This window comes from Sandarakinorhabdus limnophila DSM 17366, assembly GCF_945882885.1.
Classification (GTDB): Bacteria; Pseudomonadota; Alphaproteobacteria; order Sphingomonadales; family Sphingomonadaceae; genus Sandarakinorhabdus; species Sandarakinorhabdus limnophila_A.
On the sequence record NZ_CAMCWT010000004.1, the window covers coordinates 15,628 to 36,689 of the forward strand.

At 64.9% G+C, this 21,062-nt stretch carries 14 protein-coding genes; 1 reads left to right on the forward strand and 13 read right to left on the reverse strand.

From position 1 onward, the window contains the following. Window positions 1-8: 8 nt before the first annotated feature. Genes Q7O19_RS01430 through Q7O19_RS01450 form a run of 5 tightly spaced genes read right to left on the reverse strand, consistent with a single transcriptional unit; the run spans window position 9 to window position 5,355 of the window. Window positions 9-746 (reverse strand): amino acid ABC transporter ATP-binding protein, encoded by a 738-nt coding sequence (locus Q7O19_RS01430; RefSeq protein WP_303808209.1) that lies wholly within the window; start codon window positions 744-746, stop codon window positions 9-11. Next, complete coding sequence (locus Q7O19_RS01435) at window positions 724-1,392, reverse strand: amino acid ABC transporter permease (RefSeq protein WP_303808210.1); 669 nt, start codon at window positions 1,390-1,392, stop codon at window positions 724-726. The genes Q7O19_RS01430 and Q7O19_RS01435 overlap by 23 nt, the downstream gene beginning before the upstream one ends. Continuing rightward, window positions 1,389-2,870: an ABC transporter substrate-binding protein/permease gene (locus Q7O19_RS01440; RefSeq protein ID WP_303808211.1), complete on the reverse strand. Its 1,482-nt coding sequence runs from the start codon at window positions 2,868-2,870 to the stop codon at window positions 1,389-1,391. The genes Q7O19_RS01435 and Q7O19_RS01440 overlap by 4 nt, the downstream gene beginning before the upstream one ends. After that, the gene (locus Q7O19_RS01445) at window positions 2,867-4,579 is read right to left on the reverse strand and encodes an FAD-dependent oxidoreductase (RefSeq protein ID WP_303808212.1); all 1,713 of its coding nucleotides are present in this window, start codon (window positions 4,577-4,579) and stop codon (window positions 2,867-2,869) included. The genes Q7O19_RS01440 and Q7O19_RS01445 overlap by 4 nt, the downstream gene beginning before the upstream one ends. Continuing rightward, the gene (locus tag Q7O19_RS01450; protein ID WP_303808213.1) at window positions 4,579-5,355 is read right to left on the reverse strand and encodes an SDR family NAD(P)-dependent oxidoreductase; all 777 of its coding nucleotides are present in this window, start codon (window positions 5,353-5,355) and stop codon (window positions 4,579-4,581) included. Before Q7O19_RS01450 ends, Q7O19_RS01445 begins: the two co-directional genes overlap by 1 nt. Window positions 5,356-5,475: 120 nt before the next feature. Between Q7O19_RS01450 and Q7O19_RS01455 the strand changes: the two genes are divergently transcribed. After that, the gene (locus Q7O19_RS01455; protein ID WP_303808214.1) at window positions 5,476-7,104 is read left to right on the forward strand and encodes a DUF885 family protein; all 1,629 of its coding nucleotides are present in this window, start codon (window positions 5,476-5,478) and stop codon (window positions 7,102-7,104) included. On the opposite strand, the gene ald is transcribed toward Q7O19_RS01455, so the two are convergent. The 8 genes from ald to Q7O19_RS01495 all read right to left on the reverse strand — a co-directional run bounded on the left by ald (window position 7,105) and on the right by Q7O19_RS01495 (window position 21,057). After that, window positions 7,105-8,217 (reverse strand): alanine dehydrogenase, encoded by a 1,113-nt coding sequence (ald, locus tag Q7O19_RS01460; protein ID WP_303808215.1) that lies wholly within the window; start codon window positions 8,215-8,217, stop codon window positions 7,105-7,107. It abuts the gene before it with no gap. Between the two features lie 12 nt (window positions 8,218-8,229). Next, a complete protein-coding gene (locus Q7O19_RS01465; protein ID WP_303808217.1) occupies window positions 8,230-9,699 on the reverse strand; it encodes a class I adenylate-forming enzyme family protein in 1,470 nt (489 codons plus the stop codon). A 42-nt stretch (window positions 9,700-9,741) separates the two neighbouring features. Then, the gene (locus tag Q7O19_RS01470; protein WP_303808219.1) at window positions 9,742-11,172 is read right to left on the reverse strand and encodes a M24 family metallopeptidase; all 1,431 of its coding nucleotides are present in this window, start codon (window positions 11,170-11,172) and stop codon (window positions 9,742-9,744) included. Beyond that, the gene (locus tag Q7O19_RS01475; RefSeq protein WP_303808221.1) at window positions 11,169-14,306 is read right to left on the reverse strand and encodes a sialidase family protein; all 3,138 of its coding nucleotides are present in this window, start codon (window positions 14,304-14,306) and stop codon (window positions 11,169-11,171) included. Before Q7O19_RS01475 ends, Q7O19_RS01470 begins: the two co-directional genes overlap by 4 nt. 184 nt (window positions 14,307-14,490) lie before the next feature. After that, window positions 14,491-17,625, reverse strand: coding sequence for a TonB-dependent receptor domain-containing protein (locus tag Q7O19_RS01480; RefSeq protein ID WP_303808222.1), 3,135 nt, complete (start codon window positions 17,623-17,625; stop codon window positions 14,491-14,493). Between the two features lie 479 nt (window positions 17,626-18,104). Further along, window positions 18,105-18,842, reverse strand: coding sequence for an SDR family NAD(P)-dependent oxidoreductase (locus tag Q7O19_RS01485; RefSeq protein WP_303808223.1), 738 nt, complete (start codon window positions 18,840-18,842; stop codon window positions 18,105-18,107). Continuing rightward, a complete protein-coding gene (locus Q7O19_RS01490; protein ID WP_303808224.1) occupies window positions 18,842-19,624 on the reverse strand; it encodes an SDR family oxidoreductase in 783 nt (260 codons plus the stop codon). Before Q7O19_RS01490 ends, Q7O19_RS01485 begins: the two co-directional genes overlap by 1 nt. A 5-nt stretch (window positions 19,625-19,629) precedes the next feature. Beyond that, window positions 19,630-21,057, reverse strand: coding sequence for an alanine racemase (locus Q7O19_RS01495; protein WP_303808225.1), 1,428 nt, complete (start codon window positions 21,055-21,057; stop codon window positions 19,630-19,632). Window positions 21,058-21,062: the final 5 nt, after the last annotated feature.

Here is a 21,062-nt window from a genome sequence, read left to right on the forward strand (position 1 = left end):
GCTCTCCCCTAATGGCGGATGATCGCCTGCATGAAGCTTCTCGTGCGCGCTTGCGTCGGCGTTTCGAAGATGGCGCTCGGGCTGCCCTGCTCCACCACCCGGCCTTCATCCATCATCACCACCTTGGTGGAAATCTCGCGCACGAAGGCCATTTCGTGGCTGACCAACAACATGGTGATCCCAGTGCTGGCGAGGCTGCGGATCGTTTCCAGCACCTCCCCCACCCGTTCCGGATCGAGCGCGGAGGTGACTTCATCGAGCAGCAAAATCTCCGGCTGCATGGCCAGCGCGCGGGCGATAGCCACGCGCTGCTGCTGCCCGCCCGACAGTTGATCGGGATAGTTGCCGGCCTTGTCGGCCAGGCCCACATTGGCCAGCAGATCGAGGGCGCGGGCCTCGGCCTCGGCCCGGGCGACACCCAGGGTGTGCACCGGCGCGAGTGTCAGATTGTCCAGCACGCTCATGTTCTGGAACAGGTTGAACTGCTGGAACACGATGCTCATGCGCCGGCGCAGCGCCTTCAGCCCAGCCTTGTCAGCATAGTTGATGGCCTCGCCGCCAATGCGCACGCTGCCGCCGGTGGGCGGAGTCAGGCCGATCAGCACGCGCAACAGGGTGGATTTGCCGGAGCCCGATGGCCCGATCAGGCTGACCACGTCACCGCGTTCGGCAGTGAGGCTCAGCCCGTCGAGGATGGTCTTGCCGCCATAACCGGCGGACAGATCAGCGATTTCGAGAAGCGGCAAGGCGGCTCTCCAGTGATGAGGCGATGCGGCCCAAGGGCCAGCTGATCAGGGCGTAGAGCACAAGGACGGCGCCAAAGCCCGCCAGCGGCGAGAAGCCCTTGTTGACAAGGATCTTGCCGGCGAAGGCGAGTTCGACAACGCCAAGATGGCTGGCGAGTGCGGTATCCTTCACGAACATCACCATGAAGGCGGCGGCCGGCGGCAGGATCACGCTCCAGGCCTGCGGCAGCACGACATGGCGCAGCGTGTCGAACCACGAAAGCCCCAGCACTTCGGCGCTTTCGATCTGCGGGCGCGGTACGGCATCCAGGCCAGCGCCGACGATTTCGGTGAGATAGGCGGTGGCCGCCAGCGTCACGGCAATGGTGGCGATGCCCAGCAGCGACAGATCAGGGGCAAAGGCCTGCACGGAGAACAGCACGAGGATGAGGATGACGAGGAAGGGGATGCGCCGGAAGGTTTCAACATAAAGCGCGGCCGCCCAGCGCAGCGGTGCCGGCAGCGGTGCCCGTGTGCGCCGCAGAATGGCCAGCCCCATGCCGATCACGAAGCCAATCGTGCAGCCGATGAACGTCATCCACAAGGTGCGTCCCAGCGCAGCGGCCAGAAAGGCCAGCGTTTCCGGGCTGAACAGATCGCCGTTCATGCGCGCCGCACCCCGAACAAGGCGCGCCCGGCCAGGGCCAGCAGCGCCGAAGCAATCAGGGTAAGCCCGATGTAGATCAGGCCGGTGACCGCAAATGTCTCGATGGTGCGCAGATTGGCGGTGGAAATGTTGATGGCCCGCCCCGTCAATTCCTCCACCCCGAACAGCGCCGCCATCGAACTGCCCAGCACCAGCACGATGAAGAAATTGGCAAGCGGCCGATAGACGGTGCGCACGATGTGGGGGAGCATGACGTGGCGGAGCTTGTCCAGCCGTGACAGGCCCAGCACTTCGGCGGCATCCAGTTCGGCCTGGCGGACAGAGGTGATGCCGCCGCGCAAGATGTCCGACAGATAGGCCCCGGCATTGAGCGTCAGCCCCAGTGTGACCGCCACGAACGCCGGCAGCATCACACCGATTTCAGGCAGCGCGTAATAGAGCAGGAAGATCTGCACCAAGGCCGGCGTGTTGGTGACGGCAGAGACATAAGCACCGGCCACCCGCCGGGCGATCGGCGAACCGTTCAGGCGGGCGAGTGCGCTGGCGAGGCCAATCACGGCGCCGGCCCAGAAGGCGATCAGGGCAATCTGCAGGCTGATCACCGCACCGCCGGCCAGATAGGGCAGCGCCGTGATCACCGGCTGCCAATCGAAGCGATAGCCGGTCTGCGTGCTGGCGGCGGTGCGCTTGAGCTGGTCCTCGCTCACCGGCACCGTCATGGAGGCGCCATAGGCATCGCGCCACAGCCGATCGACACTGCCATCGCGGTGCATGGCGCTCAGCGCGGCATCGACAGCGACGCGCAGCGGCTCGTTGCCCTTGGCCAGGCCAATGCCGCACCAGGCCGTGAAGATCGGTTCCGGCAGCACGCGCCACCGCACATCGGGATAATTCTTGGTGAAGCCGATGAAGAAATCGACATTCTCCACCAGCGCATCGGCGCGCCCTTGCGCGATGGCGCGAATGGTATCGGCATTGCCATCCACCAGCAGCCGCTGCGGCAACGGCAGTTTTTCGGCGAGCACGCTCACCGATTGGTTGCCGCGCATGTTGACCAGCGTGATGTCTGCCCGGTTCAGTTCGCGCCAGTCACGCACCGGCAGCCGGCTGGTGGTGATGACGCCCATGGCTTCCGAATGCAGCGGCACCGAAAAATCGATCAGCGCCCGGCGTTCCGGCGTGATGGTGAGTGCGCCCAACGACAGATCGATCCGGCCCGACACCAGGAAGGGCACGCGGCTGGCGGCTTCGGTGGGCACGAGTTCAACCCGCACGCCCAGCCGCCGCCCGAGTTCGCGGGCGATGTTCACATCAAAGCCCTGCAGCGTGCCGCCATCGCCATAGCTGCTCATCGGCGGGAAATTGGGGTTCACGCCCACGCGCAGCACACCGGATTGGCGGATGGCGTCGAGGTCGCGTGCCACCACAGGGCCAGCCCACAGCAGCAGCACGGCAAGGAGAAGGCGCAGCAGCATCATGGCTCTGCGCCCGCTGCCAGTTCGGCGATGCTCAGCGGCTTGAACGGCGGCCGCGGTGCAAACAGATCGTCCTCCCCTGCCGCGCGGTCGCCCGCCAGCCGCGTCGCCAGCAACGGCCCGCAATAGCGCCCCTGGCAGCGGCCCATGCCCAGCCGCGTCGCGCGCTTGATGCTGCCGGGATCGTTCGTGCCCGCCGTCAGCAGCGCATCCACATCGCCAAAGCGCACGCCTTCGCAGCGGCACAGCAGGGTTTCCGGCGTGTGGACGGTGGGCGTGGGGTGCGCCGGGGCAAACAGCTGCCACAGGCCGGCCTGAAAGCCCCGCGCCGTGGCCAACGCTCGGCGTTGCGCCTGGTTCTGGGCCAATTGCGCGGCGGTGAGGCTGCCTTTCACATCGGCAACCACCGCCAGACCAGCCAGCGTGCCCTGCGCCAGCGCCGCCCTTGCTCCACCGAGCCCGCCGCCATCGCCAGCGACAAACACATTGCCCAGCGACGTGCGCCCATCATCTTCGCGCACAACCGCCATGGCACCATCAGCCCACGCCAGCCGGCAGCCCAGCGCGCGGGCGAGTTCGGCCTGCGGCTGAAAGCCGGCACCGATGCACAGGGCATCAATGTCAAAGCCGCGCTCTGGCCCCAGCGTGCCCTCAGGGCGCGTGGCGGCAACGAAGGCACGCTCCACCTGGCCCTCGCCCTCGGCGCGGCAGACAACATGGCCGAACAGCAACGGCACGCCCGCACGGCGCAGCCGCGCCAGTTGGCGCACACCCTGCACGGCCAGCCCGGCGCCGTGCCGCGCCATCGCCAGCGCACTCGCCGCCCGGGCAAGGCCAGGCCGCGGCGCCTGTCCAACGACGGCGGCCACCGTGACGCCCGCATTCAGCAATTCATTGGCAAGCTGGATGTTGAGAGGGCCATTGCCCGCCACCAGAACGCGTTTCCCCGGCGACACCGCGCCCGACCGCAGCAGCGTTTGTGCCGCGCCTGTGGTCATCACGCCCGGCAGGGTCCAGCCCGGCATCGGCCAGGGCTTTGCGGTGGCGCCGGTGGCGATGATCAGGCGCGCTGCCGTGATCCGCGCCGGCCCTTTCGGTCCCGACGTTTCCACCACGATCTGTTCGCCATCCCGCCGAGCCGACCAGGCGCTGCGGCCCGCCATCAGCTGCGCGGGCGATGCCACCACATCGGCGATCAGCGCTGCGCCTTCGCTGAACTGGACATCCAGCGCGGCCGGCGTGATCGTGAATCCCTTGCCGGGCTGCTTGAAATATTGGCCACCGGGCTTGCTGCGTTCATCGATGATGATCACCGACAGGCCAGCGGCAGCCTCGGCGGCAGCAAGCCCGGCCGGCCCAGCACCAATGATCAGCAGATCGCAGGCCAGCACCTGTGCCGGCGCGGCGGCGGGCGCATCAGGCGTCGCCACCACCCGGCGCGGCATCGGCTCCACCACCATGCCGGGCGCGGCGGCCACCATGCAGGCGCGCTGGCTGCGGCCATCCACCAGCACCGTGCACTCTCCGCAGGCGCCCATGCCGCAGAAAACGCCTCGCCGCTCGTCAGGGCCATTGGTGGAAAGCGCCAGTTGGCCAGCGCTGGTCAGGGCGGCGGCGAGCGTTTCACCGGGCCAGCCCGCGAGTTCGTGGCCGGCAAAGCGGAAGCGGAAGCCGGGGCCGCTCCGCGCGATGCCGGGCAGGGAAACGCGCATCAGCGGACGTAGCTTGCGCCATTCACGTCGATCGTGGCGCCCGACATCTGGGGCACGGCGCCGGATGCCAGAAATGCCACCAGATTGCCCAGTTCCACAGGCGAAACCCACTTGCCATTGGCCAGCGTCGCCGAAATCTGTTCCTCGCCGCCCTGGGTGGCCGCGAACTGTTCCGAAAGCCGGGTGCGCACCACGCCGGGCGTCACGATATAGGCCAGGATGTTGTCTCGCGCATACGCCCGCGCGATGGACTGGGTGGCGGAGCGCACAGCGGCCTTGGACGCGCCATAGGCAATGGTCGCCGGGTTGGTCACGCCGCGCTGGGCGGCCCAGCTGCTGATGGTGATGATCGCGCCGCCGCCCACCTCGAGATAATGGTTCACCGCGTTGCGCATCAGCCGGGCCGGCGCCTTCACGTTCACATCCAGCGCCTGGTCCCACACAAGGTCCCAGGTTTCCAGCGGGGCGGCGAAACTGCCGGAAAAATCCATCACGGCGGCATTGTTGACCAGCACATCGATGCGGCCACGCCAGGCCAGCGCCTCGCTCCACAAACGCTCCACCGCATCCAGATCGGCCAGATCCGCCTGTACCAGCAAAAGCCGTTCGGGCGGGATGGCGGCGGTGGCGGCTTCGGCGCCGGCGCGATCGCTGCCATAATGCGCCACCACATGCGCGCCGGCCTCCCCCAATATGGCAGCGGTGGCCGCGCCAATGCCCTTGGACGCGCCGGTGAGCAGGATGGTCTTGCCGGAAAGATCAATCGCAATCGCCATGGCGATGGTCTGGCATATTGCCCGGCCATCGCAAAGTCGAAAAACGCCGCCTAGCGAACAAGCGTTCGCTTTGTGGTTAAATGCGGCTATGCTGCCCCGGCGTCCAGCAGGGGAGGACCGATGATGCGTGGTATCGTGCGTGCACTCACGGCAGCAACGGTGGGCCTGATGGCCGCCAGCATAAGCATGGCCCAATCACCACCAGACCCTGCCCTGACCCAGGTTTTCAGCGATTATCAGGCCTGGCAGCGTGGCATGGCCGGCGATTATGGCCCGGCCGCCATGGCCCGGCAGACGGCGGCGCTGGCCGCCCTGCAACAGCGGCTGGCGGGCATCAAGGTTGCCGGCTGGTCACGCGAGGCCAAGGTGGATTGGCTGGTGGTTCGATCGGAGATGGATCGCGCTGAATTCACACTTAAGGTAACGCGGCCATGGGCGCGCGATCCCGGTTTCTACCTTGAGCCGTTGCAGCGCCTGGCCTTCACGCCGCTGCCCAATGCCAGCCTCGCTGGCCGCGTGCGGGCGATCCCGGCGCAATTGCAAGCCGCGCGCTTCACACTGGACGCGATGGCGACCGATCATGTCGATCTGGCGATCCGCTCGCTGGACCAGTCAGACGGCGTGGAAGATGGCTTTCCGCAGCGCGCCGTGCCGCCGGCCGGCGTGATCGGCTGGTATCGTGATCTGCGCGGCCGGGCGGTGCGCGAGCAGCCGGAACTGGTGCCCGATATCGACCGGGCGATCGCGGCGCTCACCGACTATCGCGACTGGCTGAAATCGGCGCGGCGCGGCGTCACGGCACGGGCCGGCGTCGGCAAGGCGCGGCTCGATTGGTATCTGCGCCACGCCCTGCAAATGCCCTATGATAGCGATGCCGCGCGCACATTGGGCCAGCGCGAACTGGAGCGCATGTGGTCGTTCCTGGCCATTGCCGAGCACAAGAACCGGGCGGTGCCGGCGATCACCATGGCGGGCAATGACGGTGATTATCGCCAGCGCGTGGCCGATACCGATGCCCGCATCCGCAAATTCCTGGTGAGCAGCGAGTTCATGACCATCCCGGCCAGCATCCCGCCGACGCTGAGCCGGATGGCCGTGCCGCCGACCTATCTTGAACCCTATAACGTGCCGTTCATCCGCCGCGCGACGCCGCCCAATTACTGGGAACAGATCCAGTATCGCGACCCTTCCCCAGATCATCTCCACGCCGTCATCCCCGGGCACCGCATGGATCTGATGCTGTCCAATGCCCACCCCGATCCCATCCGCCGCGCCTTCCTCGACGGCGCGCGCTGGCAGGGCTGGGCGGTGTATCTGGAGGAAGCGGCGTTGCAGTCTGGGTTCTTCGATGATCGGCCGCGGGTGAAGGAGCTGATCTACCATTTCGGCCTGTGGCGCGCGGCGCGCACGGTGGGGGACATCGAGAACCAGCGCAACGAGAAGACGGCCGCCGAGGTGGCGCAGTGGTGGCGCAAGGTGACGCCATTCCTGGATGCCGATGTTGCCCGCAAATATGCCCATATCCGCACCCTGCCGGGGCATGGGCTGGAATACACGATCGGCAATGTGCAGATGTGGGAACTGCTGGCCGCGGCGCGGCACAAGCAGGGTGAGCGCTTCAACCTGCGCGCCTTCCATGATGATTTCATCCGGCGCGGCCGCATCCCGATGGCGCTGATCCGCTATGAAATGCTGGGGGACGACGCGATGGAACCCGCGCTGTTCGCCCGCCCCCCGATTCCGGAGTGATCAGCCGGCCAGCGCCGCCTCGGGCGCGGTGAACGCCAATCCCAGCGCATCGGCCACCGGCTGGCTGGTCAGCTTGCCCTGATGCGTTGACAGGCCGGCGAGCAGCGCCGGGCTGTTGCGAATGGCCTCAACGCCGCCGCCAGCCAGTGCCAGCCCGTAGGGCAATGTGGCATTGTTCAGCGCATAGCTGGAGGTGCGCGGCACGCTGCCGGGCATGTTGGCGACGCAATAATGGATGATGCCGTCCACCACATAGGTCGGCTCCTCGTGCGTCGTCGCGTGGCTGGTTTCGAAGCAGCCACCCTGATCGATGGCGACATCCACCAGCACCGCCTTGGGCTTCATCAGCCCCAGCATGTCGCGGGTGATCAGGCGCGGCGCACTGGCGCCCGGCACCAGCACGGCGCCGATCACCACATCGGCCCCTGCAAGCTCGGCTTCGATGGCGGCCCGGTTGGAATAGAGCGTCCGCACCCGGCCCTGGAACAGATCATCCAGTTGCCGCAGCCGCGGCAGCGAGCGATCGAAAATGCACACATCCGCCCCCAGCCCCACCGCCATGCGGGCCGCCTGGGTGCCGACCACGCCGCCGCCCAGCACCATGATGCGCGCCGGCGCCACGCCCGGCACGCCGCCCATCAGCAGGCCATTGCCGCCGTTGTAATGGCGCGAGGCCAGGGCGGCGGCCTCGATCGATAGCCGGCCGGCCACCTCGCTCATCGGGATCAGCAGCGGCAAGCCATGGCCATCCGTGACCGTTTCATAGGCGACCGAGGTCACCCCGCTGGCCAGAAGGCCCTTCGTCTGTTCCGGATCGGGAGCGAGATGCAGATAGGTGAACAATATCTGGCCTTCGCGCAATTGCACCCATTCGGATGGCTGCGGTTCCTTCACCTTCACGATCATCTCGGCAGCGGCAAACACCTCCGCCGCTGCGGCCGCGATCTGCGCGCCGGCCGCCACATAGGCGGCATCAGGCGCGCCAATGCCGGCACCGGCGCCGGTCTCGACCAGCACCGCGTGGCCGTGGCCGACATATTCGCGGACGGCTTCCGGGGTCAGGCCGACGCGGCCTTCCTGCCGCTTGATTTCCTTGGGAACGCCAACACGCATGGTCTTCTCCTGTTACGCCTGACCGGCGACATAACGATCACGCAGATCGCGTTTCAGCACCTTGCCGATTTCACTGCGCGGCAATTGGTCGATCTGGATCACGTCCAGCACGCGCTGGTTCTTGCCCAGCCGGTCGTTCAGCCATTGCTTCACGGCGACACCATCCAGCGGCGTGGCGGCGACCACGAAGGCGACGGGCGTTTCCCCCCATTGCTCCGAAGGTACGCCCACCACCGCGCAATCTTCGATGGCGGGATGGGTTTGCAGCACCTGTTCGATATCAATGGGATAGATGTTGAACCCGCCCGAAATGATCACATCCTTGGCGCGATCGAGCAACGTCAGGAAGCCATCCTCGTCAAAGCGGCCGATGTCGCCAGTGCGGATGAAGCGCTCGCCTTGTGGGCTGAACCATTCGACGCCGCGCGTTGCGTCCGGCAGCTTGTGATAACCCGTCATCATGGCGGGTGAACGCCCGACGACCTCGCCAGTTGCACCGGCCGGCAATTGTTCGCCGGCCTCGTTGATGATCCTGATGTCGCTGCCGGCCGCCGGCTGGCCAACGGTGGCCAGTTTGTCGGGATGATCATGGCACTGCAGGATGCAGGTGCCGCCGCCTTCGGTCATGCCATAATATTCGGTCAGCCCGCCAGGCCAGCGCGCCAGCACCTGCGCCTTCAACGCGGCCGGAAACGGTGCGGAGGTGCAGAATTTGCGCCGGTAGGATGACAGGTCGAACCGGTCGAAATCGGGAAATTCCATCAGGCGGCGATACTGCACCGGCACCAGCATCACGTGAGTGACATGGTACCGCTCGCTCAGCTGCAGAAAGGCCTCGGCCGAAAATTTCGGCAGCAACACCAAGGTGCCGCCCAGCCCGATGGTGGGAAACAGGCTGACCAATGTGGTGTTGCTGTAGAGCGGGGTCGCCACCAGCGTGACGGCATCCGGGCCATAGCCTTGCGTCACCCCGCGCTGCACATGCGCCCAGCGCTGGCGGTGCGGCTGGACAATGCCCTTGGGCCGACCGGTGGTGCCGCTGGAATAGATGAGGTTGAACGAGTCATCGGGCCCGATCGCCACATCCGGTGCGCGCGTGCCAACAGGTGCCAGCCAAGTGTCGATGGAAGCCAGTTCGGCATCGCGAAACAGCTGCACCGCATCGGCATCGGCCGCCATCATGCTGATCGTGTCTTCGGTCGCCGATTGCGGCAGCGGCGCTACCGACAGGCCGGCGCGCAAGGCCCCAAGCCACAGCACCAGATAGGCCCACGACATGCCCGCAGCGATGGCGATGCACTGGCCCCCAAATTGACTGTTCCCATGGCCCCGGTTCAGCAGCGCCACCGCAGCCCGGTCCACCAGCGCATCAAGCGCGGCCCAGGTGATGATGGTGTCACCATCGATGATCGCCGGCTTGTCGCCGGCACGGGCGTGCAACCGCAGCAGATCGGTGATGGGGGTAAACTGATCGGGCAGCATGAAAAGAAAACTCGTCCTGGGCCATGTGGCCCGCAGCAACAATTACGGCGAGCCTACTGCCTTGGGCACCACCATGGAAGGCTGACGCAGCAGCGCCTCCACCTCGTCGATCTCGATCGGGATGGAACGGGTCAGCCACTCATGCCCGGTCGCCGTCACCAGCACGTCGTCTTCAAAGGCAACGCGGGTGCCGTTTACCACGGCGCCCTGCTCGATGGCGATGATCATGCCGGGCTTCAGCGGGCCGACATAATCGCCATGCTCGTGGGTCTCCATGCCGATGAAATGGCCGATGCCATAGGTATAGCTCTTGTCCCAGCCGCCTTTCTTGCGCAGCTCGTCCTCGGCCAGTTTCTGCAGCTGGGCCCAGGTCACGCCGGGCTTCACGGCGGCAATCACCGCCTTCTGCACATCCAGCACGCCCTGATAGATGCGCCGCTGTTCGGGGGTGAACTTGCCATCCACCGGCACCGTGCGCTGCACGTCCGACGAATAATGGTTCATCGCCGCACCGGTATCGAAATGCACCAGCATGCCGGGCTTGATCATGGCATCGCCCTTGCGCGCCGCTTCTTCGGCCGCGGCCGATTCCCACTTCAGCTCCTCGTTCATGTTGCTGGCCAGCGCCACGCCGGTGGCAAAGCCCAGGGTCGCACCGTGGAAGCGATAGACATAATCCACCGTCTGCATCACCTGCAGGGTGCTCAGGCCGGGCTTGGCGAACTTCATGCCTTCCATCAGGCCCATCCGGGTGATGGCGATGCTGCGCTCCATGTTGGCGCGGGCAAAGGGATCGAGCACCATGCGCAGCGGATCGATGATGTCGCCCGCATCCTTGAACACCACTTCGCTGGTTGTGGCGCGGATGCGACCCATGAACGCCAGGCGCGGCGGTGGCGGCTCGTTCAGATTGTCGATGTGCGGATAGTTCACATACAGCAATTTCTCGCCGTCGCCCCAGCCGCGCGACAGATCGGAGGCGACTTCCTTGAAGCGCAGCTGCGTGATGCGCAGGTTGCGATAATCGGTCAGCGCGCTGCTCATATGTTCAAGGAACTTGGCGCGCGGGAACACATATTTGACACCCGAGAGTCGCGCGGCCTCATAGGGGCTCATGTCGGTGTAAAGCACTTCCTTGTAGGTGCCGCCGCCCGGATTCAGCACAAGCACATGGCCGGGCGGCAGTGAACCATAGATGCCGGTCAGGAACACAAAGTCCTTGTTTTCCATGTCGTCGGTGTATGATTCATACAAATTGTGCTGTGTGCGATCGGCACTGGTGATGACGGCCAGGCCGCCCTTCATGCGCTTCATGAACTCGGCACGGCGGGCGATGGCGGCCTCGCGATGGCCTTCGCGCATCTTCACCGTTTCAATCGGCAGCAACGTGGTGCCGTGAGCGAGCAGCGGGGAGGCCATCGCCGCCACCATCAGGGCACCCAGAACCGATTTCAACATCATCACCTCGTTCACGGCTGGACCGGCATGCGGGGAAGTTCGCCCGGCCATGCCATACCGGCCGCCGTGACTGAATTTTGCACGGCTGGCAGCGTATCGGAAACCAGCACGCCCAGATCCTTGTAGAATGTCTTCACGTCAGCCTCCGCCGATGCCGTCAACTGGCGCTGGGCCGGATCGGGGGCGGCCGAATAGTCCTGCGTGGAAGTGTAAAGCCGCTGGGTCAGTTCGGCCAGCGGCAGGAAGGTTTCCTGCTGGGCAATGCCCTCTTCCCGGCCGTTGAGGATGACATTGAGCCGCTCGGCTTCCTTCAGCGCTGCTTCGGCCTGGGCCACCAGTTTGCGGTCAGCCTTGGCGTCCTTCAGGGCCTTCACCGTCGCGGTCAGTTGCGACAGGCCGGGAGCCAGCGTCTTGTTCGCATGATAGGTCGCCGCCACCAGCCGGGCCTGCGTGGCGCCCACCGCGTCCAGCGCGGCGCTGTCCGCCGCAGATAGGCTGATCGCCGGATCGAGACGCACCGCCAAAGGCTGCATGTGCACCTCTTCACCCACCGTAAGCTTCACCTGATAGGTGCCCGGCATCACGAAGCGGCCGGGCATGCGGCGATATTCCGACATGGAGGCATTGGGCGGCGCTTCGAACCGCAGGTCCCACACTGCGCGCTGCGCCCCACGCGCCGCTGCCGGTTGGGCCAGGCTGCGCACCAGCCTGCCGTTGCCGTCCATGATCTCGATCGACACCTTCTGGCCCACCGCAGCGCTGCCGAGCCAATAATCAATGATCGCGCCGCGGGGCGGGTTCTTGGTGGTGAAATAGCTGTTGCCGGCGTTCTTGCGGCCGCGCGGCACATCGCGGATCTGCGTGCCCCGGCGCAGCGGCGCCAGATAGGAGTGCGAGGCGACAACTTCGGGCGTCAGTTTTTCCACCAGGTTGATATCGTCCAGCACCCAGAAACCGCGGCCGTGGGTGCCGATCACCAGATCATTCTCGCGCGGGTGAACCATCAGGCCCTGCACGCTGTTGGTGGGCAGGCCGGACCGCAACGGCAACCAATGCCCGCCGCCATCGCGGCTGAAATAGACGCCCATATCGGTGCCAACGAACAGCAGTTCGCCATTCTTCGAGTGCACGGCGATGCTCTTGGTGGGGCCGAAGGCCGGCAGATCGGCGGTGATGTTGCGCCACGTTGCGCCAAAATCGTCGCTGCGCACCACGTGCGGGGCAAAATCATTGTCCTGATGGCCATCGAACACCGCCACCAGCGTGCCTTCGTTGGTGGACGACCAAGCTACCATGCCGACCTTTTTCTGGTTGGCCACGCCGGGGAAGACGGAAGATTTGACCCACGTCCGCCCATCATCGCGGCTCACCTGGATCAGGCCATCGTCGGTGCCGGCGGCCAGCAAGCCAGGCCGCATGGTGGAAACCGAAAGCGAGTGGGTGTTGCCATACAGCGCGGTGCTGGAATGGAGATCGATGGCGTTTGCCGGCTGGATCTTGCCCTGCAGCGGCAGCGCGTCGCGGCTCAACTGGCGGGTCAGATCCGGGCTGATGCGTTCCCACGTATCGCCGCGATCACGGCTGCGGAACACCACGTTGGCGCCGAAATACAGCGTCTTGGGATCGTGCGGGGAGATGACGAACGGCGCGCTCCAGTTCCAGCGATAGGGCGGGAACTCGCCCTTCTGCGGTTGCCATGGCTGGATGCGCTTCTGCGCCATGCTCTTGCGGTTGGTGCGCACCAGCCCGCCATATTGCGACTGGGAATAGATGATGTCGGAATCAGTGGGATCGGCCACGGCGTAGAAGCCATCGCCGCCCGACAGGAACAAGAAATCCTCGTTGGCGATCCCGTCATCAAAACGGGTGCCGATGGGCCCGCCCCAACTGCCATTGTCCTGGGTGCCGCCATAGACGTGATAGAACGGCTCCTGCATGTCGGCCGCAACGGTGTACAACTGCATCAGCGGCAGGTTGGACTGCCACGTCCAGCGCTGGCCGCCATCGCGTGATGTGTACATGCCCCCATCATTGCCCAGGATCAGGTGATTGCTGTCCTTCGGGTTGATCCACATCGTGTGATTGTCGGCGTGGACCTGGCCCTTGAGCACATTGGTGAAGGTCTTGCCGCCATCATCCGATCGCGACAGCGGCGTTGTTGGCACATAGATCCGCTCCGGATTCATCGGATCGCAGAAGACTTCGCCATAATACCAATGGCTCTGCACGTCCTTGTTGCGCCGTTCCCACGAAGTGCCGCCATCGGTTGACCTGAAGGTGCCGCCATCGGGGCCAACGGCGGTCGCATACAGCATGTCGGGCTTGCCGGGGCAGAAGGTGACGCCCACCCGGCCAGCAGCGGTGGTGGGAAAGCCATTGCCCACCCGCGCCCACGTATCGCCGCCGTCAGTGCTGCGCCACAGGCCGCCTTCGGTGCCGCCGCCGATCATGCTCCACTGGCGCCGTTCGCGCTGGAAGGTGGCGGCATAGAGGATGTTGGGGTTCGTGGGATGCATGGCCACTTCCACGACGCCGGTGAACTGGCTGGGCCGCAGCAGCCGCGTCCACGTCTTGCCGCCATCGCGGGTGCGGTACAGGCCGCGCTCCTCGCCCGGCCCCCACAGCGAGCCGAGTGCAGCCACATAGACGGTGTTGGAATCATCGGGGTGCACGAGTATGCGGCCGATGTGCCGGCTGTCACGCAGCCCCATATGCTCCCAGGTCGCGCCGCCGTCCTTGGACCGATAAACGCCATCGCCATAGAGCGAGCTACGCACATTGTTCTGCTCGCCGGTACCGAGCCAGACGGTGTTGGGATCCTTCGGGTCGAGCGTCACCGCGCCCATCGAGACGCTGCCCTGGCGTTCGAAAATCGGCGTCCAGGTCGCCCCGGCGTTCACCGTTTTCCACAGCCCGCCCGACGCGCTGGCGGCATAGATGATACGCTGATCGGTGGGATGCACGGCAAAGCGCGCGATGCGCCCGCTCGGCATGGCCGTGCCCACCTCGCGCCATTCCAGTGCCTTCAGATCATCGGGCACCAGGCCATCAGGAGCAGCGGCAAACGCAGCGGAGCCGAGCATTACGGCCGCCGTTGCAGCGCGGGCCAGCCAAAAGGCGGCCTTCAATCGATCAGCGGAAGCGGACATTTCGGCTCTCCTCAATGCGATGCAGGCAGTCTTCAGGCGGTCGGCAACCAGTCAACAGAGCATGGGGCCGTCTCGGGGATGAGAGACAGGCCCCATGGGCAGCCATTGGTCTTTCCGTTTCGCCCCGGCGAACGCCGCCGGAACCGGCATCCTGACCATGCTGCAAGCAGCGTCAGGCCAGGCGTCAGAAGCTGACTTTGGCCCCAACGAAGATGAAGCGACCCACGGCTTCGTACACGCCCGAAACCGTATTGCCTTCCACGGTGAACGACGGCGCCGGGTTGAACTGCGGCACCACCGGCGGATCATTGTCCAGCAGGTTGCGCACACCGGCCCGCATCTGCACCTTCTTGGTGATGTTCCAGAAGGCCGTGAGATCGATGTAGCTTTCGGCATTCAGCCGCGCGCCGGTGAAGTTGCCGCGGCCACCTTCCGTCCAGGTCACCGGAACGCCGGTGGTGGGGTTGATCGAGAGGATGCGGTCCACCGCCGACTGGTAACGCCAGTTCAGGGCAATATCGACCGTCCACGGCGTGCGCCACGTAGTGGTGAGCGAGTGGCGATAACGGAAGCGCGGCAGTTCGCACTGCAGATCATATTTGCCCACGCAGTTGGCAGTGAAGCCGCCGGCAATCGGCGTCGTCTTGAAGGCGAACAAGTAGGTGGCGGCATAATTCCAGTTCAGCCGGCCAAGCCCGCCAATATCGTGGGCATAGCTGATCTGGGCGTCGATGCCCGATGTAGACAGGCCGGCCCTGTTCTGCGTGCGCTGGTCCACGAACGACGGCGGTTCACCCCGGAAAGTGAGCGAACCATCGGGACCGCGGTTGATCAGGCTGCAGAATTCGGGCGCGCCGGAATCGAGACAGCGTTCTATGGTGAACACCGCCGGCACCGTCCCGACCGCTCCCTTCACGCGGATGTTGAAATAATCGAGGCTAATCGAAAGATTGCTGACAAAGCTGGGCTGGAGCACCGCACCCAGCGTCACCGTATCGGCCACTTCCGGCTGCAGATTGGGATTGCCGCCGGTGCGGATGTTGACCTGCGCACCCGATGGCGGGATGGCGCCATATTGTGCCGCCGTCACGCCGGTGCGCTGGCAGGCGCTGAGCGGCCGGGTTGGCGCCTGGTTAGTGCCGGTGAAACCGGAGCAGGGATCGGCCACGTTGGCCAGGCCCGTGTTGACCGGCAGGAACAATTCCAGGATGTTTGGCGCGCGGATGGCGCGCTGATACTGGCCGCGCAGCCGCAGTTCCTTCACCGGAGCCCAGCTGATCCCGAGTGCATAGCTGACCGGCGCGAATTCGCCGCCGCGCACGCCAGTGAGATTGTTGCGTGACTTGTATTCCGAACGCCGCACGGCGCCGGTGAGCGCCAGCGATTCAAAGAACGGCCGGCCCTGCACCAGCGGGATCGAGGTTTCCGCAAAGAATTCGGTGATCTGCGTCTCGCCATCGCCCGGCAGCAGCGCGCCGGCACCGGCCAGCAGCTGGCCTGACGATGCGGTGGCATCCGGGCGGGTCACGAGGGTTTCCTTGCGATATTCCGCGCCGATCAGCAGCGAGATGCCATCTTCCGCCCAGGGGCTGGCAATGCCGAAGGCACCCAGATCGGATTGCAGCGTGCCGCCGAACATGACCTGGCTGGTCTTGCCTCGGGTCAGCGTTGGCGTGTCGAGATACGCCCTGAGGCGCGGATCGTTGGTACCGTTGGGATTATAGTTGGTGATGAACGGCACGCAGTTGCGATCCGTTCCCGCCACCGCCACGCGGCAGGCGGGCTGGCCGGTGGCCGGATCGGTGATGATATCGAGCGCGTTCAGCAGCGGCGTGCGGGTGACATTGTTGGTTTGCAGACGATCCAGGCTGGTTTCCGCCCACTGGCCGAACACGTCGAACTTCACATTCTCGGCGATGTCGCCCTTCACGCCATAAACCGTGCGGAAGTTGGTAAGCGTGCGGTCATCGGTACGCGGGCCGCCTTCGACAAAGCGGCGCTGCACCTGCGCCTGCACATAACGATCATTGTCCACATCGCGCGGCCATGGGCCGGTGAGCGAGGCGCTGCCGCAGAACAGCTGGCGCATCTGCACCGTCAGCACCGGGTTATCGCAGTTGACGCGGGTGATTTCCGAACCAAAGCCGCCCGACGGCGCGATGATCTGCGGCGAGGTCGATTTGGTGAAGCCGAATTCGGCATAGGCTTCGATGCTGTCAGTCAACTTGTAATAGCCGCTGAAGCCGGCGTTGATGCGCGTCACCTGGCGGCGCAGCGGGTTGAACGGGTTGAAGTTGAAGCTGTTGGTGCCGTCCCGCACAGATCCATCGGGCTGCAGCGCCAGCGCAGCCGACGTGCGCGGATTGCCGTTGGCATCCAGCAGGATGCTGCCATCGGGGTTGCGCAGCGGTATGGCCGTGGTGGCGCCCGGCGCGAACACCGGCGTCAGGATGAAGTTGGTCGGGAACGGCCCGGTGGGGGCGCCCAGGCAGGTCGGGCTGGGGTTTGCCCCCAGGCTGAGCGCGCACTGGGAAAAATCACGCTCCGACTGGTTCAGGCCATCGTTGCGCATGTACCGGATATAGCCCGTCACGTTGCCGCGACCCTCGTCGAGCGAAGCGCCAAACACGGCGGAGACATCGAACGTCGGGTTGCCGGTGTCACTGCCCGTCCTGGGCGTGATGCCGGCCGCAATCAGGCGCTGCTGCGCGTCGAGGCTGTTGTTGTTGGACTGGTTGAAGCCGAACAGGCCATCGATTTCAAAGCCGGTGAAATCCCGCTTCATGATGAAGTTGGCCACGCCGGAAACCGCGTCGGAGCCGTACACGGCCGATGCGCCGCCGGTGACGACTTCAACCCGCTGGATCAGCTGGGCCGGGATCAGGTTGATATCCGAAGGATAGCCGCCGGGCGTGGGCGAGCCGGGCGGCAGGCGCTTGCCGTTCATCAGCACCAGCGTGCGGATCGAACCCAGGCCGCGCAGATCGAGCGTGGAGGTGCCGTTGGCGCCGTTGGCAAAGCTGGTATCCTGCGCGCGGGTGAAGGCCGGCAGGGTGTTGAGCAGATCGATGGTATCAACCGCGCCAACCACGTCGAACGCCTGTTCGGTGATGGTCTGCACCGGGCTGGAAGAAACCACGTTCTTCGATATCAGCCGAGAGCCTGTCACCGTGATGGTCTCGGGGGCCTCTTCCGCAGCAACGGCGGCCACGTCCTTCGATTCCGCTTGCTGCGCCAGGGCCGAGCTGGCGGACACCAGCATCATTGCCGAAATGACTGTCGACGACAGCAGAGTGCGACGCGAATTACGTTCCGACATTTGCCTGTTCCCCTCTTCAGGGCCGAACCCGGCACAGGGTTCAACCCGTTGATGCCGCACAATGATCGTCCGTCAGGCCCGCAAATTCCCATACGCGAAACCGTGTTCGCTATATCAATGCGAACGCGCTGATATGTCAAGAGTGTTACAGAACAGGGACAATGCGAACACATGGCGGCGCAGTGAGGTCAGCGCCAATGGAACCGGGCACAACGCTGCAGCGACAAGAGTTTCGTTTCTTAAAATATTGATTTATAAATTTTTTTTATTATGAAGCCGTTTGCTGGAGATGCTGCCACCACTGCCCCAAATGCGCGATTGCACATGCGATCTGGGACCGATTATCGGGCGATCGCCGCTCAATATCACGTTCGTATAGCGAACATATTACTAAAATACGAACATAAAATGGGCAAGCAATGGCTTGCTGCTTTCAGGTCTGTTACCGCCAACAGCCTGAAAACAGGGCCTGCCAGGCCCTAGATCCACGTCTCCAGCCGCGTGTTCATCACCAGCTCTGCAACAGAGGAACTATTGGGCAAACGCAGCAGGAACGACACGGTTTCGGCAAGGGTTTCCGGCGCGATCCGGTCCTGGCGCGGCGTGACCCCGGGAATGCCGGCAATCAGGTCTGTATCGACGGCCCCCGGGCACAGCGCCGTCGCGCGCACGCCGCGTTCCCAGCCGGCAAATTTCGCCGCCTGGGTCAGGGCCATCACGGCATGCTTGCTCATCGTGTAGCCAATCGAAACGCCGGGGCGGTAGCGCTTGCCATCGGTCGACGCGATATTGATGATGCGGCCGTTGCCCGCCTCAGCCAGATGCGGCAGCGCGTGGCGGATGAGCCGGAACGGCGCCTTCACGTTGACGGCCCACACCTCGTCAAGAACGGCCTCGTCCCCGGTCTCGAAATCGATGGCGCGCAAGATGCCGGCATTGTTGATCAGCGCGTCGATACGCCCGAACCGCGCCGCCGTGGCGGCCACCCAATCGGCGGCTGACTCCGCTTCGAGCGCGTCGAAGCGGTGGACAAGGATGCGCTCCGGATCGAAGCCCGTCGCATCGAACCGGGCGGACAAGCGCACCCCCAGCGACAGGCGATAACCCTCGCCCGCCAGCCGGCGCGCAATGGCAAGGCCGATGCCGCGCGACGCACCGGAGATCATCACCACCCGGTCAGCCGGGGTGAGCATCTGGGCGGGCGCGGCGTCTTCCATCAGAACAATCCCTGATAAACGCCGCCATCGATGACGATGTTCTGCCCGGTCATGAAGCCGACCTGCGCGCTGCACAGATAGGCAATCAGATCGCCGCATTCGGACGGCGCGGCAAAGCGGTTGGCCGGAGTCATCTTGATGCGGTCGGCCACGATGGCTTCATAGGTGGTGTTGCCGCGTTTGGCGTGCGCGTGCAGGTTGGTGCGCAGGGCATCGGTATCGATGAAGCCGGGCAGCACGCTGTTGATCACGACATTGTGCGGCACCAGTTCCCGCACCATCGAGGCAATGGCACCAGCCAGGCCCACCCGCGCACTATGGCTGTGGGCAAAATTGACCTGCGGGAACTTGATGTTGCTCACCGAGATGTTGACGACACGGCCAAACTTGCGCTCGCACATGCCGGGCACGATGGCGCGGATCAGTTCCAGGGGCCCGAAATAATGCGCCTCCATCCAGAAATCCCAGTCGGCGCGGCTCATGGTGCGGAAATCATCCGGCGTTTGCCGCACGCCGGGATTGCACACCAATATATCGGGATCGGGGCAGGCCGCCAGCACCAACGCCGGCGCGTCGGCCAGCGACAGATCGGCCGCCACGGTGGTGACCGTCACGCCGGTTTCATCGACAATCTGGCGCGCAGCCTGCTCCAGCGCTTCGGCCGTGCGCGATACCAGCACAAGATCAACGCCTTCGCGGGCCAGCGCCTGCGCGGCGGCAAAGCCCAGCCCCTTGCTGCCACCGCAGATCAGCGCCCGGCGCCCTGAGAGTCCCAGATCCATCGGTCTCAATCCTGCGGCGCAAAGGAGGTGGCGAGCAGATGGGCCGGCACCCGGAAGCGGCCGATTGCATCCTTCAACTGTTCGCGTTCGGTGGTGACTTCGGCGTGGCTGCCCGTCACCAGAACGGTTGCCGGCAGCAATTGCGCATTGTAGCGCGCGGCCGACGATTCCGTGTAGCCGCCGGTATCGAGGAAGGCGACGAGATCACCGCGGGCCAGCGCCGGCATGCGGCGGTGCTGGCCCACTTCGTCCGAATTGCACAGCGGCCCCACCAGATCGACCGTCTCGGTGGGCGAGGCGGCGGCATCGACCACCGGAACGGCGTGATAATACCAGTCCAGCACCGCCGCCCAGCTGAGGTGATTGGTGGAAAGATCCATGTTCACCCACTTGCGGGTCGCGCCTTCCTTGATGGCGCCCACGCGCCCCACCGCAACACCGGCCGGGCCCGACAATGCCCGCCCCGGTTCCAGCCGCAGCCTGGGCAACGGCAGACCCAGTTTCGCCGCTTCGTCCTTGATCGCCGCGCAGCACAGGCGGGCATAATCCTCGGCCGTGGGTGCGTTCTGATCATCCATCTGGCTGTTGGGGCCGGTGCCGTACCATTTGCCAAACGTCCAGCCGCCGCCGATATCGATGCAGGGCGGAATCCAGCCGGTGTGATCGCGCAGATAGCCGGACCAGGTGATCATCTCCCGCGCCATCACTGCAAAATCGGCCGGATCATTCGACATGCGCGACAGGTGGAAATGCGTTTCCTTCAGCCGCACATTGGGCATCGTCTGCGCCCGCTTCACGATCTCGGCGGTCTGCTCGCGCGTCATGCCCCATTTGGTGGAATCGCTCTGCTGCTTCAGCGTGCCGGGGCCGTGCATGGCAACACCCATGCGGCCGGTTAGCGGCTCCAGATCAAGCTTCAGGCGGATGCCGATATCGGCGACCACGCCCAGCCGCCGCGCGACCTCATCGATGCGGTCCAGCTCGTCCATGGCATCGATGTTGACGCACAGCCCATTGGCAATGGCCAGTTCCAGCTCCTCCGTCTGCTTGTTGGAGCCATTGAGCACCAGCGTGCGCCCGTTGGTGCCGGCCAGAAGCGCCATGTACATTTCCTGGGCGCCGAAACAGTCACCGCCGGCGCCTTCGCTGTTCATGATGTGGCGGATTGCCAGGCCGTTGTTGGACTTGTTGGCGAACAGGATCTCCACATCCGGATAATGGGCGCGGAACGCATCGCGGAAGGCGCGATAATTCTGGCGCAGCTGGTTTTCGGAGATGATGTAGAGCGGCGTGCCATAGCGATTGGCCAGATCGGCCACGTCGCAGCCATCCACCCACAGATTGCCGTTGGGGCCGATCCCGATGAATTCGCCGAACGTCACCTGGTATTCGGGCGGGGTGAGCGGCTTCTGAATCTTTTCCTGAATGGTCATCGTGC